The following is a 21,004-nucleotide window of genomic DNA, read 5'->3' as shown; positions in this document are numbered from 1 at the left end:
TGCCCGCCTGCAGTCTGCCGCACCTTGCGGTACCCCATACCCGCTACGCGGGGAGATGATGTCATCTGTCATAAGTGAATAATGCATGTTTAATCTGAGTAACGTCAGGATCGCGGACGTTAAAAATGAAGTCCTGGCGGGCTTTGTGGTGGCGGTTTCGATGATCCCCGAGGCGGTCGGCTTTTCGCTGGTCGCCGGTCTTTCGCCGATCGTCGGTTTGCACACCGCGTTTATTATCGGCCTGGTCACGGCGCTGTTCGGCGGCAAGCCGGGCATGGTTTCCGGCGCCGCCGGCTCTATTGTGGTGGTGCTGATGAGCCTGGCGGCGCAGTACGGCATGGGCTACGTGCTGTGGGCCACGCTGTTTGCCGGGGGGATTCAAATCCTGATCGGCGCCTTCCGGCTGGGCAAGTTCATTCGTCTGGTGCCGCTGCCGGCGATCCACGGCTTCGTCAACGGTCTGGCGATCGTCATCATGCTGGCGCAGCTGAAGATGATCGCCGGGCAGGGGCCGCTGATGTACGGCCTGGTGGCGCTGGCGATTGCGGTGGTGGTGCTGTTCCCGCGCCTGACCAAAGCCATTCCGTCTTCGCTGGCGGCGCTGCTGGTGGTTTCGGCGTTGGCGATCGGCCTCAATCTGCACACGCTGCGGGTGGGCGATCTGGCGGACATTTCCGGCGCGCTGCCGCACTTCAGCCTGCCGACGGCGCCGTTCACCCTGGAAATGGTGCGGGTGGTGCTGCCCTATGCGGTGGTGATTGCCCTGGTCGGTTTGATTGAATCGCTGCTGACCATGACGGTGCTGGATGAAATGGGCGGCAAGAAGGGCAACGGCAACCGCGAAAGCATCGCGCAGGGCGCCGGTAACGCGGTATGCGGCCTGTTCGGCTGCTTCGCCGGCTGTGCGATGATCGGCCAGTCGATCATCAACTTCACCTCGGGCGGGCGCGGGCGCCTCTCCGGCACGGTGGGCGCCATCCTGCTGATACTGTTCGTGGTCAGCCTGTCGCGCTATATCGGCCTGCTGCCGGTGGCGGCGCTGGCCGGGGTGATGCTGGTGGTGTGTTACAACACCTTCGAGTGGAGCTCGCTGCGCCGTTTGCGCCGCATGCCGAAGGCGGACGCGCTGGTGATGCTCGCCGTCACGCTGATCACCATCTTTACCGATCTGGCGGTGGCGGTGATCAGCGGGGTGATTATCTCGGCGCTGGTGTTCGCCTGGCAGCAGGCGCGCATCCGCGTGCGCCAGCGGCAGGTGACGGGCGACGTGGCGGTGTATCAACTGGATGGCCCGCTGTTCTTCGGCTCCGCTGCCGCTTTCGCCGAACTGTTTGACCCGCAGAGCGATCCGCAGAACGTGGTGCTGGATTTTGCCGGCACCCGGGTGATGGATTCCAGCGGCGTAGAGGCGATCGATAAGCTGACGGCGCGTTATCTGTCGGCGGGAAAAAGCATTCGGCTGCGCCACCTGAGCGGCGACTGTGTGCGTTTACTTAAACGCGCCGGGCCGTTCTGCAGCCATGAGCTGGACGATCCGCAATATTACGTGGCGGAAGAGGGCTTCACCGCCGATGACCGCCGCGTGAGCGAGGAGACCTTCAACCCGCGCGGCTAGATGCCGGCAGCGGGCAGGGCGCCCGCTGCGGCAAGGTTCAGGCCTGCGCCTTGAAGCTGTGCAGGCGCTGAACGGTTTTTTCCAGCCCGTCCTTCATCAGCATCTCGGTGCAGCGCAGCGACTCGTCGATCGCTTCGTCGATCATCTTCTGCTCGCTGGCCGGCGGTTTGCCGAGCACGAAGCCCACCACCTTGTTCTTGTCGCCCGGATGGCCGATGCCGATGCGCAGGCGGTAGAAGTTCGGGTTGTTGCCGAACTTGTTCTGGATGTCTTTCAGGCCGTTGTGGCCGCCGTTGCCGCCGCCGAGCTTGATTTTGGCGACGCCGGGCGGCAGATCCAGCTCGTCGTGCGCCACCAGGATCTCGTTCGGTTCGATGCGGTAGAAGTTGGCCATCGCCAGCACCGCTTTGCCGCTCAGGTTCATGAAGGTGGTCGGCACCAGCAGGCGCACGTCGTTGCCCGCCAGGTTCAAACGAGCGGTGTAGCCGAAGAACTTGCTCTCTTCTTTCAACTGCTGATTGTGGCGCTGGGCCAGCAGATCGACGTACCAGGCGCCGGCGTTGTGGCGCGTTTGGGCATATTCCGCGCCCGGGTTGGCCAGGCCAACTATCAATTTAATACTGCTCACTGGGAGATTCACTATGATCAGGGTAATGGAAAGGGCCTTAGTCTACCTGCCGGGGCGGCGAATGACAAAATCCGATCCCCATCGTCGCCTTAGGTAAGAAAGACGAATGATTCATTAGCTGAATAATTCAATTTGTCCGCTAATTTTCAGCGGCGCGTTAAGAAGTGTCAATAATTCTTTACCATTTGTGATCGCCTCCGCAATCCCCTTGCCGTAACAAGGACTATACTTAACTTATCAAAGTGGGTTAACAAGTTGCAGCGTTATCCCGGTTGGCACATGGCAATCATGGAGGTGGCATATGAAACGTAGAAGCGCGGACAGAATGGGCAACTTTTTTATGGGGCTGGGGCTGGTCGTGATGATCGGTGGCGTCGGATACTCCATTATTGCTGAAGTATCCCAGTTCAATTTACCGCAATTTTTCGCCCACGGCGCCATCATGAGTATCTTCGTCGGCGCGCTGTTGTGGCTGGTGGGCGCGCGTATCGGCGGCCGCGAGCAGGTGGCGGATCGTTACTGGTGGGTAAAACACTTTGATAAACGGTGCCGCAACGACCAACATCGTTCGTCGCATTGATTAAAAAATCAGAAGGGAAGCGAGAGCAGGGCAAGGGAAAATCTGCCGTGCATTAAGGTTTGAGGTCATGTTGGACTACGAGTAGAAAACCCGTTGTTGCTTACGCACCAACGGGTTTTTCTTTTTCTGCTGTCGGGCTCGCTATCTTTCCGGCGCGGTGGGCGCCGCACCGGAAAGACGACGCATCAATGCTCGAACATTGCAGAGATCGACTCTTCGTTGCTGATGCGGCGGATGGCTTCAGCCAGCATGCCGGACAGGGTCAGAGTGCGAACGTTTTTCAGTGCCTTGATTTCCGGCGACAGCGGAATGGTGTCGCAGACGATCACTTCATCAATCACCGAGTTCTTGATGTTGTCCACGGCGTTGCCGGAGAAGATCGGGTGCGTCGCGTAGGCAAATACGCGCTTGGCACCGCGTTCTTTCAACGCTTCAGCCGCTTTACACAAGGTACCGCCGGTGTCGATCATGTCGTCGACCAGCACGCAGTCGCGGCCTGCCACGTCACCGATGATGTGCATCACCTGAGAAACGTTCGCGCGCGGGCGGCGTTTGTCGATGATGGCCATGTCGGTGTCGTTCAGCAGTTTGGCGATGGCGCGGGCACGCACTACGCCGCCGATGTCCGGGGAAACCACGATCGGGTTTTCCAGGTTCTGCTGCAGCATGTCTTCCAGCAGGATCGGGCTGCCGAACACGTTGTCTACCGGAACGTCGAAGAAGCCTTGAATCTGCTCAGCATGCAGATCCACCGTCAGAACGCGGTCAACCCCTACGCTGGAGAGGAAATCGGCAACCACCTTGGCGGTGATCGGCACACGCGCGGAACGCACGCGGCGATCCTGGCGGGCATAGCCGAAGTAAGGGATAACGGCGGTAATACGACCTGCGGAGGCGCGACGCAGGGCGTCGACCATCACAACCAGTTCCATCAGGTTGTCGTTGGTCGGGGCACAGGTGGACTGGATGATGAAAATATCACCGCCGCGTACATTTTCGTTGATTTGCACGCTCACTTCGCCGTCGCTAAAACGACCTACAGCGGCGTCACCAAGGCTGGTGTACAAACGGTTGGCAATACGTTGTGCTAGTTCCGGGGTGGCGTTACCAGCAAAAAGCTTCATATCAGGCACGAGAAGAACCTCAGGCTTGCGTCCAGAGAAGATATTGTCATACGACATCGCCAAGGGGCAGTCGGCGACGCCGGCGCAATATACATACGGGTATGTAAAACTAAAATTGAGACCGCAGGCAGCGCAGGGATAACAGGGCCAGGTGTGTATGACCCTGCGCAGCGAAACGTTGAGCTACGACTCAAACCGCCCGGAACGAATGCGATGTAGTGGGGAGACGTTAACGCCGCGCGCTACAAAACCACACAACCACTCCGGGGCTTGATTTAACACCTGACGGGCGGCGATTTCTGTGTCGAATTCAGCAAACACACAAGCACCTGTGCCAGTCAGGCGTGACGGGGCGTATTCTAACAGCCATGAAAGAAGCTGTTCAACCTCGCGAAAACGTTTTCTTGCGATCGGTTCGCAATCATTTGCGTACGGTGCCTGCAACAGCTCACTTAAGGAGCGAACCGGGGTGTCTCTTTTCAATTCGGGGTCGCCGAAGATAACCGGCGTCGGGATGCCGACGCCGGGATGCGCCACCAGATACCACTTTTCCTGCGGCTCGGCCGGTTGCAGGCGCTCGCCGATGCCTTCGGCGAAGGCGGCGTGGCCGCGCACGAACACCGGCACGTCGGCGCCGAGGCTGAGCCCCAGCTCGGCCAGTTGGTCGTCGCCAAGACCGCAGCGCCACAGTTCGTTCAGCGCCACCAGCACGGTGGCGGCGTTGGAGGAGCCGCCGCCCAAACCGCCGCCCATCGGCAGGCGCTTGTCGATGCTGATGTCGGCGCCGCGCGGTGCGGTCTGCAGGCCGCGTTCATCGCAATAGCGCTGCAGCAAGCGGGCGGCGCGCACGATCAGGTTCTGCTCGTCCGGCACGCCGTCGACCGGCGTCAGCAGATGAATGCGATCGTCCTGGCGCGGGTCAATGGTCAGGGTGTCGCCGTAGTCCAAAAACTGGAACAGCGTCTGCAGCAGGTGATAGCCGTCTTCACGACGGCCGGTGATGTACAGAAACAGGTTGAGTTTCGCGGGGGAGGGCCACTGGCGGATCATTTGAGCGTCCAGTTGTCCATTTTCAGCTTGATGCGCTGGTCGCCCTGCTGCAGCTCCAGGCGGTTCGGCAGCGTCGGCTGCACCTCGTTGCTGTAGCCCTGGTAATCCACTTTCCAGGTCTGGCCGCCTTGCTGGTAGGTCAGCTTGCTCAGGCGATATTGGTCATCCAGCGCAAAATCGCCGGCTTCGCCCGGCAGACCGAGCATCCACTGGCGCAGGTTGTTCAGCGGGATCGCCATGCCGGTCAGCTTGCGGATCATCTCTTCCGGGTTGTCGCTGACGTAGCGTTTGCCCTGGTTGTCGGTCAACTGCACCACGTTTTTCTGCACGTTGAGATCCATTTCCGTGCTGCCGAGCGGGTTGGTCAGCAGCAGGCGGTAGCGCTCCGGCGAGAACTGCTGCCAGAAGAAGCGGGCGTAGACTTTTTTCTGATCAGACAAGTAGGCGAAGGAGCCGCGGGTCTGATAGGTGCTGAGCTGCTGCACCGCCTGCTCATGGGCGCGCCACTGCGGTGAGGTCGGGCTGGTGGCCGGGCCGGTCGGCTTGGTGGTGGTACAGGCGGCCAGCACCAGGCTGGCCAGCGGGATCAGACGGAGCAAACTAACTTTGCGTATTGGCATAACTTTCTCTTGTCCTTTTGTCCTTGCGGGCATGCGCGACGAAACCCGGATTCAGCGCTCACGCTAACGGGGCGGCGGCGGCGCGTCAATTTTTTGCTGCATCGCGTTGAATCTTGCCGCTTTTACCGGCGCAATGCCAACCCGGCACGCGCGTCGGGGTCGCCATTAAGCGTAACACAATCGCCTGAAGGCGGGGGAGGCGCGCCCGATAAGCGGTGCCTTCGTTGCGCAAACGCCGCCGTTGTGTACGCCGAATAGCGTGCGCGTTATCGCAAACTGCGCTAAAATTTAAGCAATCGACCTACCTCATGACTATTTATCCTGCTGTATTTATTGCTTATTCATTAATTGATGTCATCTATGACAGCGATTGAACGGAAGATGCGGTTGTTACTTTTATTGATCCCGCGCATCAAGTAGAATGCCGTTCAACGAGAACCCGTACCAAGATAAGTATTACTCGAAGCAATGACCCTGCTGGCGTTAGGTATAAATCACAAAACCGCTCCGGTTTCTCTGCGTGAAAGGGTGACCTTCTCGCCAGAGTCCATCGATGAGGCGCTGACCAGCTTGCTCCAACAACCGTTGGTGCAGGGCGGCGTCGTGTTGTCCACCTGCAACCGCACCGAGCTGTACCTCAGCGTAGAGCAGCAGGAACACATGCACGAGCAGCTGGTCGCCTGGCTGTGCGCCTATCACAACCTGCGCCCGGAAGAGGTGAAGAAAAGCCTGTACTGGCATCAGGGCAACGACGCGGTCAGCCATCTGATGCGGGTGGCCAGCGGGTTGGACTCATTGGTACTGGGCGAACCGCAGATCCTCGGTCAGGTGAAAAAGGCCTTCGCCGAGTCGCAACGCGGCCAGTCGCTCTCCGGCGAGCTGGAGCGTCTGTTCCAGAAATCCTTCTCCGTCGCCAAGCGCGTGCGCACCGAAACCGACATCGGCGCCAGCGCGGTTTCCGTGGCGTTCGCCGCCTGTACGCTGGCGCGGCAGATCTTCGAATCGCTGGCCGATCTCAACGTATTGCTGGTGGGCGCCGGCGAAACCATCGAGCTGGTGGCGCGCCACCTGCGCGAGCATAAAGTGCGGCACATGATCATCGCCAACCGCACCCGCGAGCGCGCGCAGCTGCTGGCGGACGAGGTCGGCGCGGAGGTGATCACCCTGCCTGAAATCGACGAACGCCTGGCGGACGCCGACATCATCATCAGTTCCACCGCCAGCCCGCTGCCGATCATCGGCAAAGGCATGGTGGAGCGCGCGCTGAAGGCGCGCCGCAACCAGCCGATGCTGCTGGTGGATATCGCCGTACCACGCGACATCGAACCGGAGGTCGGCAAATTGGCCAACGCCTATCTGTACAGCGTGGACGATCTGCACGCCATCATTCAAAGCAATCTGGCGCAGCGCAAAGCGGCGGCGGTGCAGGCAGAGTCGATCGTGCAGCAGGAAAGCACCAACTTCATGGCCTGGCTGCGCTCGCAGGGCGCGGTGGAAACCATCCGCGACTACCGTTCGCAGGCCGACCAAATTCGCGCAGAGATGGAAGCCAAAGCGCTGGCCGCCATCGCGCAGGGCGCCAACGTGGAGCAGGTGATACACGAGCTGGCCCATAAACTGACCAACCGTCTTATTCATGCCCCCACCAAATCCCTCCAGCAGGCCGCCGGCGACGGCGACGTGGAGCGGTTGCAGTTATTACGCGACAGCCTCGGGCTGGATCAACATTAGTTTTCTCTATTAACAGGGTTTATTACCACGCATGAAGCCTTCTATTGTTGCCAAACTGGAAGCGTTACAAGAGCGCCATGAAGAAGTGCAGGCGCTGCTCGGCGATGCCGGTGTCATCGCCGACCAAGACCGGTTCCGCGCGCTGTCGCGAGAATACGCGCAGCTGACCGACGTCAGCCGCTGCTTCCTGGAATGGCGTCAGGTGCAGGAGGATCTGGAGACGGCGGAAATGATGCTGGACGATCCGGAGATGCGCGAAATGGCGCAGGAAGAGCTGAAACAGGCGCGGGCGGCCAGCGAAGAGCTGGAGCAGCAGCTGCAGGTGTTGCTGCTGCCGAAAGATCCGGACGATGAGCGCAGCTGCTTCCTCGAAGTGCGCGCCGGCACCGGCGGCGATGAGGCGGCGATCTTCGCCGGCGATCTGTTCCGCATGTACAGTCGTTACGCCGAAGGCCGCCGCTGGCGCGTCGAGGTGATGAGCGCCAACGAAGGCGAGCACGGCGGCTTCAAGGAAGTGATCGCCAAAGTCTCCGGCGATGGCGTGTACGGCCAGCTGAAGTTTGAATCCGGCGGCCACCGCGTGCAGCGCGTGCCGGAAACCGAATCCCAGGGGCGCATCCACACCTCCGCCTGCACTGTGGCGGTGATGCCGGAAGTGCCGGAAGCCGAGCTGCCGGACATCAACCCGGGCGATCTGAAAATCGACACTTTCCGCTCCTCCGGCGCCGGCGGCCAGCACGTTAACACCACCGACTCGGCGATCCGCATCACCCACCTGCCGACCGGCATCGTGGTGGAGTGCCAGGACGAACGTTCACAGCACAAAAACAAAGCCAAGGCGATGTCGGTGCTGGGCGCGCGCATTCGCGCCGCCGAGATGGCCAAGCGCCAGCAGGCCGAAGCGTCCACTCGCCGCAACCTGCTGGGCAGCGGCGATCGTTCCGACCGCAATCGCACCTACAACTTCCCGCAGGGGCGGGTGACCGACCACCGCATCAACCTGACGCTCTACCGTCTGGACGAGGTGATGGAAGGCAAACTGGACATGCTGATCCAGCCGATCGTGCAGGAGTATCAGGCCGACCAGCTGGCTGCGCTGTCCGCCGAGCAAGAGTGATGGACTATCAACACTGGCTGAAAGCCGCCGCCGCGCGTTTGACCCACAGCGACAGCGCCCGGCGCGACGCGGAAATCCTGTTGGGTTTCGTGACCGGCAAGGCCAGGACCTTCCTGATGGCGTTCGGTGAAACCCTGCTGACGCCGCCGCAGCAACAGCAGCTGGAGACGCTGCTGGCGCGCCGCGAGCGCGGTGAGCCGGTGGCCTATCTGGTGGGCGAGCGCGAGTTTTGGTCGCTGCCGCTGTCGGTTTCGCCCGCAACGCTGATCCCACGCCCGGATACCGAATGCCTGGTGGAATTGGCGCTGGCGCGTCTGCCGCCGCAACCCTGCCACTTCCTCGATCTCGGCACCGGCACCGGCGCCATCGCGCTGGCGCTGGCCAGCGAGCGCCCGGATTGTTCGGCAATCGGCGTCGATGTGCAGCCGGAGGCGGTCGCGCTGGCGCAGCATAATGCGCGCAAGCTGAAGATCGACAACGTCCGATTTCTACAGGGCAGCTGGTTTGCGCCGGTGGCGGGGCAACGCTTCGCGCTGATCGCCAGCAATCCGCCCTATATCGATGCCGCCGATCCGCATTTGTCGCAGGGCGATGTGCGCTTCGAGCCCGGCAGCGCGCTGGTCGCCGCCGATCATGGGTTGGCGGATCTGGCCGCCATCGTGGGCCAGGCGCCGCACCATTTGCAGCCGCAGGGTTGGCTGCTGTTGGAACATGGCTGGCAGCAGGGCGAGAGCGTGCGCGCGCTGCTGCAGGCCGCCGGATTTTCCGCTGTCGCCACCCACCGCGATTACGGCGACAACGACCGCGTGACGCTCGGCCAATGGCCGGGATAAGCGCCACTGATAATAACGACGCCCGCGCCATTTAAGGGAGCATCATGACTGCATACACCGCGTTGAAACATTTCCATTTGCTGACGGTCGCCATCAGTATTACCTTGTTTGTGCTGCGTTTCTTTTGGCAGTGGCGCCGCTCGCCGATCATGGGCCGCCGCTGGGTCAAGGTAGCGCCGCACCTGAACGACACGCTGCTGTTCGTCAGCGGCATCGCGCTGGTGGTGACGTTCGGGTTTTATCCGCTGCTGGGTATGGACTCATGGCTGACCGAGAAGCTGTTTGGCGTTATTATCTATATCCTGCTTGGCTACGTCGCATTGGGCAAGAAGACCAAAAGTCAGCGGCTGCGAACCGTGGCGTTCGTGCTGGCGTTGGGCTGCCTGTACCTGATAATTAAACTTGCCACGACGAAAATACCGTTTCTGATGGGATACCTATGAGTAGCATTGCTGATTTTGAATTTAACGCCTCGCCGCTGAGCGAAGGGGTGATCCTGGTGTCGCAGTCGGTGCGGCGCGATTTCCCGGCTGCCGACGTGGAGCGCAAGCTGCAACAGCTGGTGGACGAAGCGCGCGCGGCGGTGCCGGCCGATATCACTCAGGAGCAGCAACTGGATGCGCTCATCGAGCTGTTTTACAAGACCTGGGGCTTCGGCGGCGCCAGCGGCGTGTACCGCCTGTCGGACGCCATCTGGCTGGACAAAGTGCTGGAAGGGCGGCAGGGCACGCCGGTCTCGCTGGGCACCATTTTCCTGCACATCGCCAACGCGCTGGATCTGCCGCTGCTGCCGGTGATTTTCCCCACTCAGCTGATCCTGCGCGCCGACTGGCTGGACGAAGAGCTGTGGCTGATCAACCCGCTTAACGGCGAAACCCTTAGCGAACACCAGCTGGAAGTGTGGATCAAGGGCAACTTGGGGCTGGGTGCCGAGCTGGAAGACGACGACCTCGACGAGTCGGAGAACATCATGGTGGTGCGCAAGATGCTCGATACGCTGAAGGCCGCTCTGATGGAAGAAAAACAGCTGGAAATGGCGCTGCGCACCAGCGAAACGGTGCTGTGCTTCGATCCGGAAGATCCGTACGAGATCCGCGACCGCGGGCTGATTTACGCCCAGCTGGAGTGCAACCATATCGCGATTTCCGATCTCAACTATTTTGTCGAGCAGTGTCCTGAAGACCCGGTCAGCGAAGTGATCAAAGTGCAGATCCATTCGATTGAGCCGAAACAGGTGACGCTGCATTAATTCAATGACTCCGCGCAGTGTGCAAGGCGACGGTTACAACCTTAACAAAGGCGAAAGCATGAAACAGAAAGTGGTTAGCATTGGCGATATCGACGTAGCAAACGATCTGCCGTTTGTGCTGTTTGGCGGTATGAACGTGCTGGAATCGCGCGATCTGGCGATGAGCATCTGCGAACACTACGTCACCGTGACGCAAAAACTGGGCATTCCTTACGTATTCAAGGCCTCTTTCGACAAGGCCAACCGCTCTTCCATCCACTCGTACCGCGGTCCGGGCCTGGAAGAAGGGATGAAGATCTTCGAAGAGCTGAAAAAAACCTTCGGCGTGAAAATCATCACCGACGTGCATGAAGCGGCGCAGGCGCAGCCGGTTTCCGAAGTGGTTGACGTGATCCAGCTGCCGGCCTTCCTGGCGCGCCAGACCGATCTGGTGGAAGCGATGGCGAAAACCGGCGCGGTGATCAACGTCAAGAAGCCGCAGTTCGTCAGCCCGGGGCAGATGGGCAATATCGTCGACAAGTTCAAAGAGGGCGGCAACGACCAGGTGATCCTGTGCGATCGCGGCAGCAACTTTGGCTATGACAACCTGGTGGTCGACATGCTGGGCATCAACGTGATGAAAAACGTGACCGGCGGCCATCCGGTGATCTTCGACGTGACCCACGCGCTGCAGACCCGCGATCCGTTCGGCGCCGCGTCCGGTGGCCGTCGCGCTCAGGTGGCTGAGCTGGCGCGCGCCGGCATGGCGGTCGGCCTGGCCGGTCTGTTCCTCGAAGCGCACCCGGATCCGAACAACGCCAAGTGCGACGGCCCGTCCGCGCTGCCGCTGGACAAGCTGGAGCCGTTCCTGGCGCAGATGAAAGCCATCGACGACCTGGTGAAGAGCTTCCCGGAGCTGGATACCAGCAACTAAGCGCTCGTCGCCATAAAAAAAAGCCCGACTCGTCGGGCTTTTTTACGTTTAGGCACCGGTGGCCGCCAGCGCTTCCGGCAGCGTCGGGTAGAACTGCAGGCGGCCCTCTATCGGTTGCACCCGCGCGCGCGCCAGGGTTTTCAGCGGCTGGAACGGCACGTCGGTGATCACCAGCTTTTTGTCCGCCGGCAACTCGTCGATAAAGCGCCGCAGGGCGCTCAGGCCGCCGGCGTCGAGCACCGGCACCGCATCCCACTGCAGCACGATCGTGCGGTAGCCTTCGCTGCGCGCCAGCAGTTCGGTAAAGATGCGCTCGGCGGCGGCGAAGAACAGCGGGCCATTCACCCGCAGCACCAGGCGGCCGTGGTCGGCGCTCAGCTCACTCAGCTTTGTCATACGGGCGATACGGCGCATAAACAGCAGCGACGCCAGCACGATGCCCACGGTAATGGCGATCACCATGTCGAACAGCACCGTCAGCGACATGCACAGCAGCAGCACCAGAATGTCGTCCTTCGGCGCCCGGCGCAGCAGGTAAACCACCTTGTGCGCCTCGCTCATGTTCCAGGCGACCATCAGCAGCAGCGCCGCCATCGCCGCCAGCGGCAGGTAAGAGAGCCACGGCGCCAATACCAGCAGCGCCAGCAGCACCAGCAGCGCGTGGATGATGGCGGACACCGGCGAGGTGGCGCCGGCGCGCACGTTGGCCGCCGAACGGGCAATCGCGGCGGTGGCGGTAATGCCGCCGAAGAACGGCGCGATGATGTTGCCCGCGCCCTGGCCGATCAGTTCGCTGTTCGAGTTGTGCTTCTTGCCGGTCATGCCGTCGAGCACCACCGCGCACAGCAGCGATTCGATCGCGCCGAGCATCGCCATCGAAAACGCCGCCGGCAATAGGGCGGAAACGGTTTGCCAGCTCAGGGTGAACGGCTGCCCGCCGCCGCCCGGCAGATCCCAGGGCAGCAGCAACTGCGGCAGGATCGGCGGGATGCCCTGCCCGCTGCTGCCGTCGGCCAGCAGGTAGCTGAAGCGCGAGCCGATGGTCGCCACCGGGTGATCAAACAGCGCCAGCAGTCCCATCAGCGCAGTGCCCGCCAGCAGCGCCGGCAGGTGGCCAGGCACCCGCAGGCCGAGCTTGGGCCAGAAGATCAGGATCAAGAGCGTCACCGCGCCGATCAGGGTATCACCGAAATCCAGCGTTGGCAGCGCCTGCAGCAGGGCGTGCAGTTTGCCGACGTAATTTTCCGGCGTGTGCGCCAGCTGCAGGCCGAAGAAGTCCTTGATCTGCATGGTGGCGATGGTGATGGCGATGCCGGAGGTAAAGCCGAGGGTCACCGGCAGCGGAATGTACTCGATCAGCCGGCCCAGGCGCGCCAGCCCCATCAGCAGCAGAAACACCCCGGAGATCAGCGTGGCGACCAGCAGGCCGGCCAGGCCGAACTGCTGCGAAACCGGATACAGGATCACCACGAAGGCGGCGGTGGGGCCGGAGACGCTGTAGCGCGAACCGCCGCTGACGGCGATGACGATACCAGCGATGGCGGCGGTGTACAGGCCGTACTGCGGCGGCACGCCGCTGGCGATCGCCAGCGCCATCGCCAGCGGGATGGCGATAATACCGACCGTCACCCCGGCGATAGCGTCTTTCAGCAACCGCGCCAGGCTATAAGGTTCCCGCCAGCAGGCGTCTATCAGCGCGCTGAAGGGGCGAATTTTGTTTATTTCATGCGTTTTCATCTACGGTGCGTACCAAATCTTCAAAAGTGAAAGGAATGGCGGGCCCGATGAGGTCCGTCTTGTCACGTGATAGATACCATACGCCTTTTGCTCAGCGGATTACCAGACCTGTATCAATTTGGCGCAGGAAATCAGAGAGTCGCCCTTTTGTTTGGCGCTAAATGCCGATAACAGATAAGTCAGCCGCAGATTCTGCGGCTGAAAAGCAAAGGAACAATCGAGGTTTTAACGGTTAGTGCAGGGCGGGAAGAGATAAGCCGAGAAAGTTCGCTAAAGTGCTCACCAACAGCTGATGGTCTTCTTTCTGCGGCGCGCCGGAAATGCTGATGCTGCCGACGCAGCCGAGGCCGGTCAGGGTGAGCGGGAAGGCGCCGCCGTGCACCGAATAGTCGCGCACGTTCAGCCCGTAGCGTTCCTCCAGCGACGTTTGCCGCTGCTGCAGGCGCAGGCCGATGGCGTAAGAGCTTTTGTGAAAATGGTTCACCAGATTACGCTTGCGCCGCACCCAGTCGGCGATGTCCGGCGTGGCGCCCGGCATGGCGTAATAAAACAGCGTTTGCCCGGCCAGTTGGATCTCGATGGCGATGCTCAGGCCGCGCCGCTCGGCGGCGGTTTTCAGCGCCGCGCCCAGTTCCCAGGCGGTGGCGGCATCAAAATGGGTAAAGGCCAGCGTCGCTTCCTGTTCGCTGAGCGCCTGCAGTTCATCGTCGATATTCATGCGGTTCTCCCCCGATAACACAGGGCACAGAGTAGCCTGAAGCGCCTGGGGAGGGATAGAAGGCTTGGCGATAAGATAGAACCGCCCGGCCGCAGCCGGGGATGGGAGCGTGCGCCCCGGCGAGCGGGGCGCGTGGCTTCAGGCCGCCAGCGTGTGTTCGCGGAAGGCGTCCAACAGCTCTTCGGTGAACGTCAGGCGTTTTTGGCGATCGGCCAGATCGAGCGTGAACTTCAGCTTGCTCGGGCCGTCCAGGCGGTAAACCTGCGGATTGCCCTGCAACAGGCCAATCAGATAACCGGGATCGACGCGGTTGTTGTCGCCGAACTCGATAAAGCCGCCGCGCTCGTTGCTCTCGATGCGTTTGATGCCCAGCTTCTGCGCATGCAGGCGCAGCGCCGCGCACTGCAACAGGTTGCGCGCCGCGTCCGGCAACTGACCGAAGCGGTCGATCAGCTCGACTTTCAGCTCATCCAGCTCGCCGTCGCTCTTCGCGCTGGCGATGCGCTTGTACAGCGACAGGCGGGTATTGACGTCGGGAATGAAATCTTCCGGCAGCAGCGTCGGCATGCGCAGTTCCACCTCGGTCTGGCTGCTGGTGAGATCTTCCAGTGACGGTTCGCGGCCGTTTTTCAACGCATCGACGGCGCTTTCCAACAGCTCCATGTAGAGCGAGAAGCCGACGGTGGTCATCTGGCCGCTCTGGTCTTCGCCCAGCAGCTCGCCGGCGCCGCGGATCTCCAGATCGTGGGTCGCCAGCGCGAAACCGGCGCCGAGATCTTCCAGCGACGCGATGGCCTCGAGCCGTTTATGGGCGTCGGTGCCCATGGCTTTCGGGTTTGGCGTCAGCAGATAGGCGTAAGCCTGGTGGTGCGAGCGCCCGACGCGGCCGCGCAGCTGGTGCAGCTGCGCCAAGCCGAAGCGATCGGCGCGCTCGATGATGATGGTGTTGGCGCTGGGAATATCGATGCCGGTTTCGATGATGGTGGTGCACACCAGCACGTTGAAGCGCTGGTGGTGGAAATCGTTCATCACCCGTTCCAGATCGCGCTCGCGCATCTGGCCGTGGCCGATGGCGATGCGCGCTTCCGGCACCAGCTCCGCCAGGCGCTGCGCCGCTTTCTCGATGTTTTCGACGTCGTTGTAGAGGTAGTAAACCTGGCCGCCGCGCAGCACTTCGCGCAGGATCGCCTCGCGCACCACCAGGCTGTCGTATTCGCGCACGAAGGTCTTCACCGCCAACCGGCGCGCCGGCGGGGTGGCGATGATCGACAGATCGCGCATGCCGCTCATCGCCATGTTCAGGGTGCGCGGGATCGGCGTGGCGGTCAGCGTCAGGATATCGACGTCGGCGCGCATCGCCTTGATACGTTCTTTATGGCGCACGCCGAAGCGGTGTTCTTCATCGACGATCAGCAGCCCCAGGTCTTTCCAGCGCAGATCGCTCTGCAACAGCTTGTGGGTGCCGATGATGATGTCCACCTTGCCTTCTGCCGCGTCGTCCAGCACCTGCTGCTGCTCTTTGGCGCTGCGGAAGCGCGACATCATCTCGATGCGGATCGGCCAGGTGGCGAAGCGATCGCGGAAGTTGTCGAAGTGCTGCTGCGCCAGCAGGGTAGTCGGCACCAGCACCGCCACCTGCTTGCCGTTTTCCACCGCCAGGAAGGCGGCGCGCATCGCCACTTCGGTTTTGCCGAAGCCGACGTCGCCGCACACCAGGCGATCCATCGCCAGCGGCTGACACATGTCGCTCAATACGGCATTGATCGCCTGTTCCTGATCCGGCGTGGTTTCGAACGGGAAGCTCTGGCAGAACAGCTGATACTGTTCGCGGTTGTGTTTGAAGGCGAAACCGGCCTTGGCGGCGCGCTGGGCGTAGATATCCAGCAGCTCCGCCGCCACGTCGCGCACCCGCTCGGCCGCTTTCTGCCGCGCGCGCGTCCAGGCGTCGCCGCCCAGTTTGTGCAGCGGGGCGTTTTCGTCCGCGCCGCCGGCGTAGCGGCTGATCAGATGCAGCGAAGAAACCGGCACGTACAGCTTGTCCTCACCGGCGTAGGAGAGGATAAGGTATTCGGCCTTGATGCCGCCGGCCTCCAGCGTGGTCAGGCCGACGTAGCGGCCGACGCCGTGCTCCAGGTGCACCACCGGCTGGCCGGGATGCAGCTCCGCCAGGTTGCGGATCAGGGTATCGGTGTTGATGGTGCGCCGGTTGTCCTGCCGGCGGCGGCTGACGCGCTCGCCGAGCAGATCGCTTTCGCAGATCAGCGCCCGCCGGCGCAGGCCGTCGAGGAAGCCGTGTTCCGCGGCGCCGACCATCATGTAACGGCCCGCCGTTTCCGTCTGATCGAGGCGTTGAATCAGCGCCGGCGCCAGCTTGATGCGGCCGAGCAGATCCTGCAGCGTTTCACGCCGCCCCTCGCTCTCGACGGAGAAAATTACGCTGCCGTCGAAGCCTTCGATAAAGCGCCGCAGGTTATCCAGCGGGGATTTATGCTGCGCCTGCACCGCCAGATCGGGCAGGGCATGGTAGTCCAGATTGGTATTGCCGGCCTTGGCCGGCAGCTCATCGGTTTTCAGCGCGATGCGCGGCCAGGCCTTCAGCTCGCCGAACAGCGCGTCGACGCGCAGCCACAGCGTATCCGGCGCCAGCAGCGGGCGCATCGGATCGACGCGGCGGCTTTCGTAACGCTGGTTGACGTCTTGCCAGAAGCGCTCGGCGGCGCCCTCCAGATCGCCGGTATTGACGATCAGCGTGTTGGCCGGCAGGTAGCTGAACAGCGACGGCAGCGGCTGGCTGAAGAACAGCGGCTGCCAGTACTCGATGCCGGCCGGCCAGGCGCTTTTGCTGACCTGCTGATAGATGTGTTCGGCGTCGCGGCGCACCTCGAACTGCTCGCGCCACTGGCTGCGGAACAGCTCGATGGCGTTCTTGTCGGTGGGGAACTCGTGGGCCGGCAACAGATTGATGGCCTCGACTTCGCTCAGCGTGCGCTGGCTATCGACGTCGAAGATGCGCAGGCTGTCGATTTCGTCATCGAAAAAGTCGATGCGGTAAGGCTCATCGCTGCCCATCGGGTAAAGATCGAGCAGCGCGCCGCGGGTGGCGAATTCGCCGTGCTCCATCACCTGATCGACGCTGCGATAGCCGGCCTGTTCCAGCTGCGCGCGCAGCTTGTCGCGCGACAGGCGCTGGCCTTTCTTCATCACCAGCGCGTGGCCGTGCAGGAACTCGTGCGGGCAGACGCGCTGCATCAGGGTATTGACCGGCAAAATGATCACGCCGCGCGCCATGGTCGGCAGATGATACAGGCTCGACAAACGATCCGAGATGATTTCCTGATGCGGCGAGAAGCTGTCATACGGCAGGGTTTCCCAGTCGGACAGCGTGGTCACCATCTGGTCGGTGAACTGCTGGATCTCGTCGCGCAGCCGCAGGGCGTTTTGCATGTCCGGCGCGATCAGCATCACCGGGCCAGGGTGGCGTTCGACGATCTCGGCGCACTCCACGGCGCAGGCCGCGCCGGTCAGTTGCCCCAGCTGGCGCAGATCGCCTGCGCGATCGGGCAGAGAATAACGAGGGGATGAGGAACGGTTACGGCTATCGGAAGTGCTCATTCAGGTATCTTTAATCAATGTGTTAGAGGGCGTTCCGGCACGGATAACCCAGCGCCTTTATGCTGTTTATAGTAGCCCAGCGGCCGGCAAACTGACACAGCAAAAAGCGCTGCTCATCGCTTTTTTGCCGATTATTTAACCGGTTGACGCCGTCGACTTTTTGCGGCGACGGGTCAATATTGCGCTCATCTGCCGCCGCCGTTCTCCTCTGCGCCACGCAATAAAAGATCGTCGGGTGTTCCCTAAACGAGGGAGAGCCTTTATCATCCATGATCACTTTGCTTAAGCCACGGCTATCAAACGGATTTCATGTATCAACCTGTCGCGTTATTCATTGGCCTGCGCTACATGCGCGGGCGAGCCTCAGACCGCTTCGGGCGGTTTGTTTCCTGGCTTTCCACCATCGGCATTACGCTGGGGGTGATGGCGTTGGTCACCGTGCTGTCGGTGATGAACGGATTCGAAAAGGATCTGGAGAACAACATCCTCGGCCTGATGCCGCAGGCGTTGATCACCAGCCCGCAAGGATCGGTTAATCCGCAGCAGCTGCCGGCCTCCGAGGTGCAGAAGCTGCAGGGCGTCACGCGCGTTGCGCCGCTGACCACCGGTGACGTGGTGCTGCAAAGCGCCCGCAGCGTGGCGGTCGGGGTGATGCTCGGCGTCAATCCCGACGAGGCCGATCCGCTGACCCCGTATCTGGTCAACGTCAAGCAGCAGCAGCTGCAGCCGGGCCAATACAACATCATCATCGGCGAACAGCTGGCGGGGCAACTCGGCGTCAAACGCGGCGATTCGCTGCGCGTGATGGTGCCGAGCGCCAGCCAGTTCACGCCGATGGGCCGCATTCCCAGCCAGCGTCTGTTCACCCTCATCGGCACCTTCCACGCCAACAGCGAGGTGGACGGCTATCAGCTGCTGGTCAACCAACAGGACGCTTCGCGCCTGATGCGCTACCCGGCCGGCAACATCACCGGCTGGCGCCTGTTCCTGCAGCAGCCGCTGGCGGTCGATACCCTCAGCCAACAGCCGTTGCCGGCGGGCACGGTCTGGAAAGACTGGCGCGATCGCAAGGGCGAGCTGTTCCAGGCGGTGCGCATGGAGAAGAATATGATGGGGCTGTTGCTCAGCCTGATCGTGGCGGTGGCGGCGTTTAACATCATTACCTCGCTCGGCCTGCTGGTGATGGAGAAGCAGGGCGAGGTCGCCATTCTGCAGACCCAGGGGCTGACCCGCCGCCAGATCATGTCGGTGTTTATGGTGCAGGGCGCCAGCGCCGGCATCATCGGCTCGCTGCTCGGCACGCTGCTCGGCGTGTTGCTGGCCACCAACCTGAATAACCTGATGCCGATCCTCGGCGCCCTGATCGACGGCGCTTCGCTGCCGGTGGCGGTCGATCCGCTGCAGGTGACGATCATCGCCGTGGTGGCGATGGCGGTTTCCCTGTTGTCCACGCTTTATCCTTCATGGCGCGCTGCCGCCGTACAACCCGCTGAGGCTTTACGTTATGAGTAACCATCTTTTGCTGCAGTGTGACAACCTGTGCAAGACCTATCAGGAAGGCAATCTGCACACCGACGTGCTGCGCAACGTCAGCTTTGCCATGCAGCAGGGCGAGATGATGGCGATCGTCGGCAGCTCGGGTTCCGGCAAGAGCACCCTGTTGCACCTGCTGGGCGGGCTGGACTCGCCGACCTCCGGCGAGGTGATCTTCAAGGGCGCATCGCTGAACGCCATGTCTTCGGCGGCCAAGGCCGAGCTGCGCAACCGCCAGCTCGGCTTCATCTATCAGTTTCACCATCTGCTGCCGGACTTCACCGCGCTGGAAAACGCCGCCATGCCGCTGCTGATCGGCGGCGCCAAGCCGGCGCAGGCGCAGGAGAAGGCGCGGGAGATGCTGGGGGCGGTCGGGCTGGAAAAACGCAGCAAACACCGCCCGTCCGAGCTTTCCGGCGGCGAGCGTCAGCGCGTGGCGATCGCGCGCGCGCTGGTCAATAATCCGGCGCTGGTGCTGGCGGACGAACCGACCGGCAACCTGGACAAACGCACCGCGGACAGCATCTTCGATCTGCTGGGCGAGCTGAACGTGCGTCAGGGCACCGCTTTTCTGGTGGTGACGCACGATCTGCAACTGGCCAAGCGCCTGAGCCGCCAGCTGGAAATGGCCGACGGCCACCTGCAGGCGCAGCTGACCCTGATGGGGGCCGAGTAATGGCGGGAGCCTCACTGTCCTTCCTGACGGCCCTGCGTTTCAGCCGCGGCCGTAAACGCGGCGGCATGGTGTCGCTGATTTCGGTCATCTCCACCATCGGCATCGCGCTGGGGGTGGCGGTGTTGATCGTCGGCCTGAGCGCGATGAACGGCTTTGAGCGCGAGCTGAAAAACCGCATTCTGGCGGTGGTGCCGCACGGCGAGCTCGAGCCGGTAAATCAGCCGTTCAGCGGCTGGCCGTCGATTCTGCAGCGGGTGGAGAAGGTGCCGGGCATTGTGGCCGCCGCGCCGTACATCAACTTTACCGGCCTGATGGAGAACGGCGCGCAGCTGCGCGCGGTGGAAGTCAAAGGCGTTGATCCGCAGCAGGAGAGCCGGCTGAGCGCGCTGCCGCAGTATGTGCAGGGTGATGCCTGGGCCAACTTCAAGGCCGGCGAACAGCAGGTGATCCTCGGCAAGGGTGTGGCCGACGCGCTGGGTGTGAAGCAAGGCGCCTATGTGACGGTGATGATCCCCAACAGCGACCCGGAAATGAAGCTGCTGCAGCCGAAGCGCATTCGCCTGCACGTGACCGGCATTTTGCAGCTCAGCGGCCAGCTCGATCACAGCCTGGCGCTGGTGCCGCTGGCCGATGCGCAGCAGTATCTCGACATGGGTGACAGCGTCACGGGTATCGCCCTCAAGATGAACGACGTGTTCGCCGCCAACAAACTGGTGCGCGACGCCGGCGAAGTGACCAACGCCTACATTTACATCAAGAGCTGGATCGGCAAGTACGGCTACATGTACCGCGATATCCAGATGATCCGCGCCATCATGTATCTGGCGATGGTGCTGGTGATCGGCGTGGCCTGCTTCAACATCGTTTCCACGCTGGTGATGGCGGTGAAAGACAAAAGCGCCGACATCGCGGTGCTGCGCACCCTGGGCGCCAAAGACGGCTTTATCCGCGCCATCTTCATCTGGTATGGGCTGCTGGCCGGGCTGCTGGGCAGCCTGAGCGGCGTGGTGATCGGGGTAATCGCCTCGCTGCAGCTGACCAACATTATCCGGGGCATCGAGAAACTGGTCGGCCACTCCTTCCTGTCGGGCGATATCTACTTCATCGATTTTCTGCCTTCCGAGCTGCACTGGCTGGACGTGCTGATCGTGTTGGCGACCGCCATCGTGCTGAGCCTGTTGGCCAGTTGGTATCCGGCGAGGCGCGCCAGCCGCATCGATCCGGCGCGGGTGCTCAGCGGACAATAAAACCCACGGGGAGGCAGCGAT

Annotated in this window: 19 protein-coding genes; 11 read left to right on the top strand and 8 right to left on the bottom strand. The window is 62.0% G+C overall.

Features of this window, described 5'->3' with window-relative positions:
- Positions 1–85: 85 nt before the first annotated feature.
- Complete coding sequence (locus ACSBQQ_RS08600) at positions 86–1,615, top strand: SulP family inorganic anion transporter (protein WP_033646392.1); 1,530 nt, start codon at positions 86–88, stop codon at positions 1,613–1,615.
- 37 nt (positions 1,616–1,652) lie between these two features.
- Here ACSBQQ_RS08600 and pth read toward each other — a convergent pair whose 3' ends face one another.
- Positions 1,653–2,243, bottom strand: a complete 591-nt coding sequence (gene pth, locus ACSBQQ_RS08595) for an aminoacyl-tRNA hydrolase (protein ID WP_004941053.1) — start codon at positions 2,241–2,243, stop codon at positions 1,653–1,655.
- 301 nt (positions 2,244–2,544) lie between these two features.
- Between pth and ychH the strand changes: the two genes are divergently transcribed.
- Positions 2,545–2,823, top strand: coding sequence for a stress-induced protein YchH (gene ychH / locus ACSBQQ_RS08590; protein ID WP_025302491.1), 279 nt, complete (start codon positions 2,545–2,547; stop codon positions 2,821–2,823).
- 185 nt (positions 2,824–3,008) lie between these two features.
- Here the strand turns inward: ychH and prs are convergent, their stop codons facing one another.
- The 3 genes from prs to lolB all read right to left on the bottom strand — a co-directional run bounded on the left by prs (position 3,009) and on the right by lolB (position 5,617).
- Positions 3,009–3,956, bottom strand: coding sequence for a ribose-phosphate diphosphokinase (gene prs / locus ACSBQQ_RS08585; protein ID WP_004941061.1), 948 nt, complete (start codon positions 3,954–3,956; stop codon positions 3,009–3,011).
- A 174-nt stretch (positions 3,957–4,130) separates the two neighbouring features.
- Positions 4,131–4,997, bottom strand: a complete 867-nt coding sequence (gene ispE, locus ACSBQQ_RS08580; RefSeq protein ID WP_033638162.1) for a 4-(cytidine 5'-diphospho)-2-C-methyl-D-erythritol kinase — start codon at positions 4,995–4,997, stop codon at positions 4,131–4,133.
- A complete protein-coding gene (gene lolB / locus ACSBQQ_RS08575) occupies positions 4,994–5,617 on the bottom strand; it encodes a lipoprotein insertase outer membrane protein LolB (RefSeq protein ID WP_033638163.1) in 624 nt (207 codons plus the stop codon). Before lolB ends, ispE begins: the two co-directional genes overlap by 4 nt.
- 468 nt (positions 5,618–6,085) lie before the next feature.
- On the opposite strand from lolB, the gene hemA reads away from it, so the two are divergent.
- Genes hemA through kdsA form a run of 6 tightly spaced genes read left to right on the top strand, consistent with a single transcriptional unit; the run spans position 6,086 to position 11,460 of the window.
- Positions 6,086–7,348 (top strand): glutamyl-tRNA reductase, encoded by a 1,263-nt coding sequence (gene hemA / locus ACSBQQ_RS08570; RefSeq protein WP_033638164.1) that lies wholly within the window; start codon positions 6,086–6,088, stop codon positions 7,346–7,348.
- Positions 7,349–7,379: 31 nt separating this feature from the next.
- Positions 7,380–8,465: a peptide chain release factor 1 gene (gene prfA, locus ACSBQQ_RS08565; protein ID WP_033646391.1), complete on the top strand. Its 1,086-nt coding sequence runs from the start codon at positions 7,380–7,382 to the stop codon at positions 8,463–8,465.
- Positions 8,465–9,298, top strand: coding sequence for a peptide chain release factor N(5)-glutamine methyltransferase (gene prmC / locus ACSBQQ_RS08560; protein WP_033646390.1), 834 nt, complete (start codon positions 8,465–8,467; stop codon positions 9,296–9,298). Before prfA ends, prmC begins: the two co-directional genes overlap by 1 nt.
- Positions 9,299–9,339: 41 nt before the next feature.
- Positions 9,340–9,741 (top strand): SirB2 family protein, encoded by a 402-nt coding sequence (locus ACSBQQ_RS08555; RefSeq protein ID WP_170310367.1) that lies wholly within the window; start codon positions 9,340–9,342, stop codon positions 9,739–9,741.
- The gene (gene sirB1 / locus ACSBQQ_RS08550; RefSeq protein WP_033646388.1) at positions 9,738–10,547 is read left to right on the top strand and encodes an invasion regulator SirB1; all 810 of its coding nucleotides are present in this window, start codon (positions 9,738–9,740) and stop codon (positions 10,545–10,547) included. Before ACSBQQ_RS08555 ends, sirB1 begins: the two co-directional genes overlap by 4 nt.
- A gap of 58 nt (positions 10,548–10,605) precedes the next feature.
- A complete protein-coding gene (gene kdsA / locus ACSBQQ_RS08545) occupies positions 10,606–11,460 on the top strand; it encodes a 3-deoxy-8-phosphooctulonate synthase (RefSeq protein ID WP_004941087.1) in 855 nt (284 codons plus the stop codon).
- 48 nt (positions 11,461–11,508) lie between these two features.
- On the opposite strand, the gene dauA is transcribed toward kdsA, so the two are convergent.
- The 4 genes from dauA to ACSBQQ_RS08525 all read right to left on the bottom strand — a co-directional run bounded on the left by dauA (position 11,509) and on the right by ACSBQQ_RS08525 (position 17,798).
- Positions 11,509–13,197, bottom strand: coding sequence for a C4-dicarboxylic acid transporter DauA (dauA, locus tag ACSBQQ_RS08540; protein ID WP_049211444.1), 1,689 nt, complete (start codon positions 13,195–13,197; stop codon positions 11,509–11,511).
- A gap of 232 nt (positions 13,198–13,429) precedes the next feature.
- The gene (locus ACSBQQ_RS08535; protein WP_049211442.1) at positions 13,430–13,915 is read right to left on the bottom strand and encodes a heme-degrading domain-containing protein; all 486 of its coding nucleotides are present in this window, start codon (positions 13,913–13,915) and stop codon (positions 13,430–13,432) included.
- Positions 13,916–14,053: 138 nt separating this feature from the next.
- A complete protein-coding gene (gene mfd, locus ACSBQQ_RS08530) occupies positions 14,054–17,527 on the bottom strand; it encodes a transcription-repair coupling factor (RefSeq protein WP_060428523.1) in 3,474 nt (1,157 codons plus the stop codon).
- A gap of 22 nt (positions 17,528–17,549) precedes the next feature.
- Complete coding sequence (locus ACSBQQ_RS08525) at positions 17,550–17,798, bottom strand: hypothetical protein (protein WP_033646384.1); 249 nt, start codon at positions 17,796–17,798, stop codon at positions 17,550–17,552.
- Positions 17,799–17,836: 38 nt separating this feature from the next.
- Between ACSBQQ_RS08525 and lolC the strand changes: the two genes are divergently transcribed.
- Genes lolC through lolE form a run of 3 tightly spaced genes read left to right on the top strand, consistent with a single transcriptional unit; the run spans position 17,837 to position 20,983 of the window.
- A complete protein-coding gene (gene lolC / locus ACSBQQ_RS08520; RefSeq protein ID WP_039566510.1) occupies positions 17,837–19,039 on the top strand; it encodes a lipoprotein-releasing ABC transporter permease subunit LolC in 1,203 nt (400 codons plus the stop codon).
- Complete coding sequence (gene lolD, locus ACSBQQ_RS08515) at positions 19,032–19,736, top strand: lipoprotein-releasing ABC transporter ATP-binding protein LolD (RefSeq protein ID WP_043147279.1); 705 nt, start codon at positions 19,032–19,034, stop codon at positions 19,734–19,736. The genes lolC and lolD overlap by 8 nt, the downstream gene beginning before the upstream one ends.
- Positions 19,736–20,983: a lipoprotein-releasing ABC transporter permease subunit LolE gene (gene lolE / locus ACSBQQ_RS08510; protein ID WP_033646382.1), complete on the top strand. Its 1,248-nt coding sequence runs from the start codon at positions 19,736–19,738 to the stop codon at positions 20,981–20,983. Before lolD ends, lolE begins: the two co-directional genes overlap by 1 nt.
- The last annotated feature ends 21 nt before the right edge of the window (positions 20,984–21,004 follow it).

The organism is Serratia sp. G204Y, assembly GCF_051172435.1.
In the GTDB taxonomy this organism is placed as follows: domain Bacteria; phylum Pseudomonadota; class Gammaproteobacteria; order Enterobacterales; family Enterobacteriaceae; genus Serratia; species Serratia sarumanii.
The sequence above is the reverse complement of the archived record's forward strand: the minus strand, read 5'-3'. Positions and strand labels throughout refer to the sequence as shown.

Excerpts from the sequence above, each read along its gene's own strand:
- prfA (WP_033646391.1), top strand. The coding sequence starts at position 7,380 with ATGAAGCCTTCTATTGTTGCCAAACTGGAAGCGTTACAAGAGCGCCAT.
- ACSBQQ_RS08525 (WP_033646384.1), bottom strand. The coding sequence starts at position 17,798 with ATGGATGATAAAGGCTCTCCCTCGTTTAGGGAACACCCGACGATCTTT.
- lolE (WP_033646382.1), top strand. The coding sequence starts at position 19,736 with ATGGCGGGAGCCTCACTGTCCTTCCTGACGGCCCTGCGTTTCAGCCGC.
- mfd (WP_060428523.1), bottom strand. The coding sequence starts at position 17,527 with ATGAGCACTTCCGATAGCCGTAACCGTTCCTCATCCCCTCGTTATTCT.
- sirB1 (WP_033646388.1), top strand. The coding sequence starts at position 9,738 with ATGAGTAGCATTGCTGATTTTGAATTTAACGCCTCGCCGCTGAGCGAA.
- ACSBQQ_RS08600 (WP_033646392.1), top strand. The coding sequence starts at position 86 with ATGTTTAATCTGAGTAACGTCAGGATCGCGGACGTTAAAAATGAAGTC.
- ispE (WP_033638162.1), bottom strand. The coding sequence starts at position 4,997 with ATGATCCGCCAGTGGCCCTCCCCCGCGAAACTCAACCTGTTTCTGTAC.
- lolC (WP_039566510.1), top strand. The coding sequence starts at position 17,837 with ATGTATCAACCTGTCGCGTTATTCATTGGCCTGCGCTACATGCGCGGG.
- ACSBQQ_RS08535 (WP_049211442.1), bottom strand. The coding sequence starts at position 13,915 with ATGAATATCGACGATGAACTGCAGGCGCTCAGCGAACAGGAAGCGACG.
- lolD (WP_043147279.1), top strand. The coding sequence starts at position 19,032 with ATGAGTAACCATCTTTTGCTGCAGTGTGACAACCTGTGCAAGACCTAT.
- prmC (WP_033646390.1), top strand. The coding sequence starts at position 8,465 with ATGGACTATCAACACTGGCTGAAAGCCGCCGCCGCGCGTTTGACCCAC.
- kdsA (WP_004941087.1), top strand. The coding sequence starts at position 10,606 with ATGAAACAGAAAGTGGTTAGCATTGGCGATATCGACGTAGCAAACGAT.
- ychH (WP_025302491.1), top strand. The coding sequence starts at position 2,545 with ATGAAACGTAGAAGCGCGGACAGAATGGGCAACTTTTTTATGGGGCTG.
- dauA (WP_049211444.1), bottom strand. The coding sequence starts at position 13,197 with ATGAAAACGCATGAAATAAACAAAATTCGCCCCTTCAGCGCGCTGATA.
- hemA (WP_033638164.1), top strand. The coding sequence starts at position 6,086 with ATGACCCTGCTGGCGTTAGGTATAAATCACAAAACCGCTCCGGTTTCT.
- lolB (WP_033638163.1), bottom strand. The coding sequence starts at position 5,617 with ATGCCAATACGCAAAGTTAGTTTGCTCCGTCTGATCCCGCTGGCCAGC.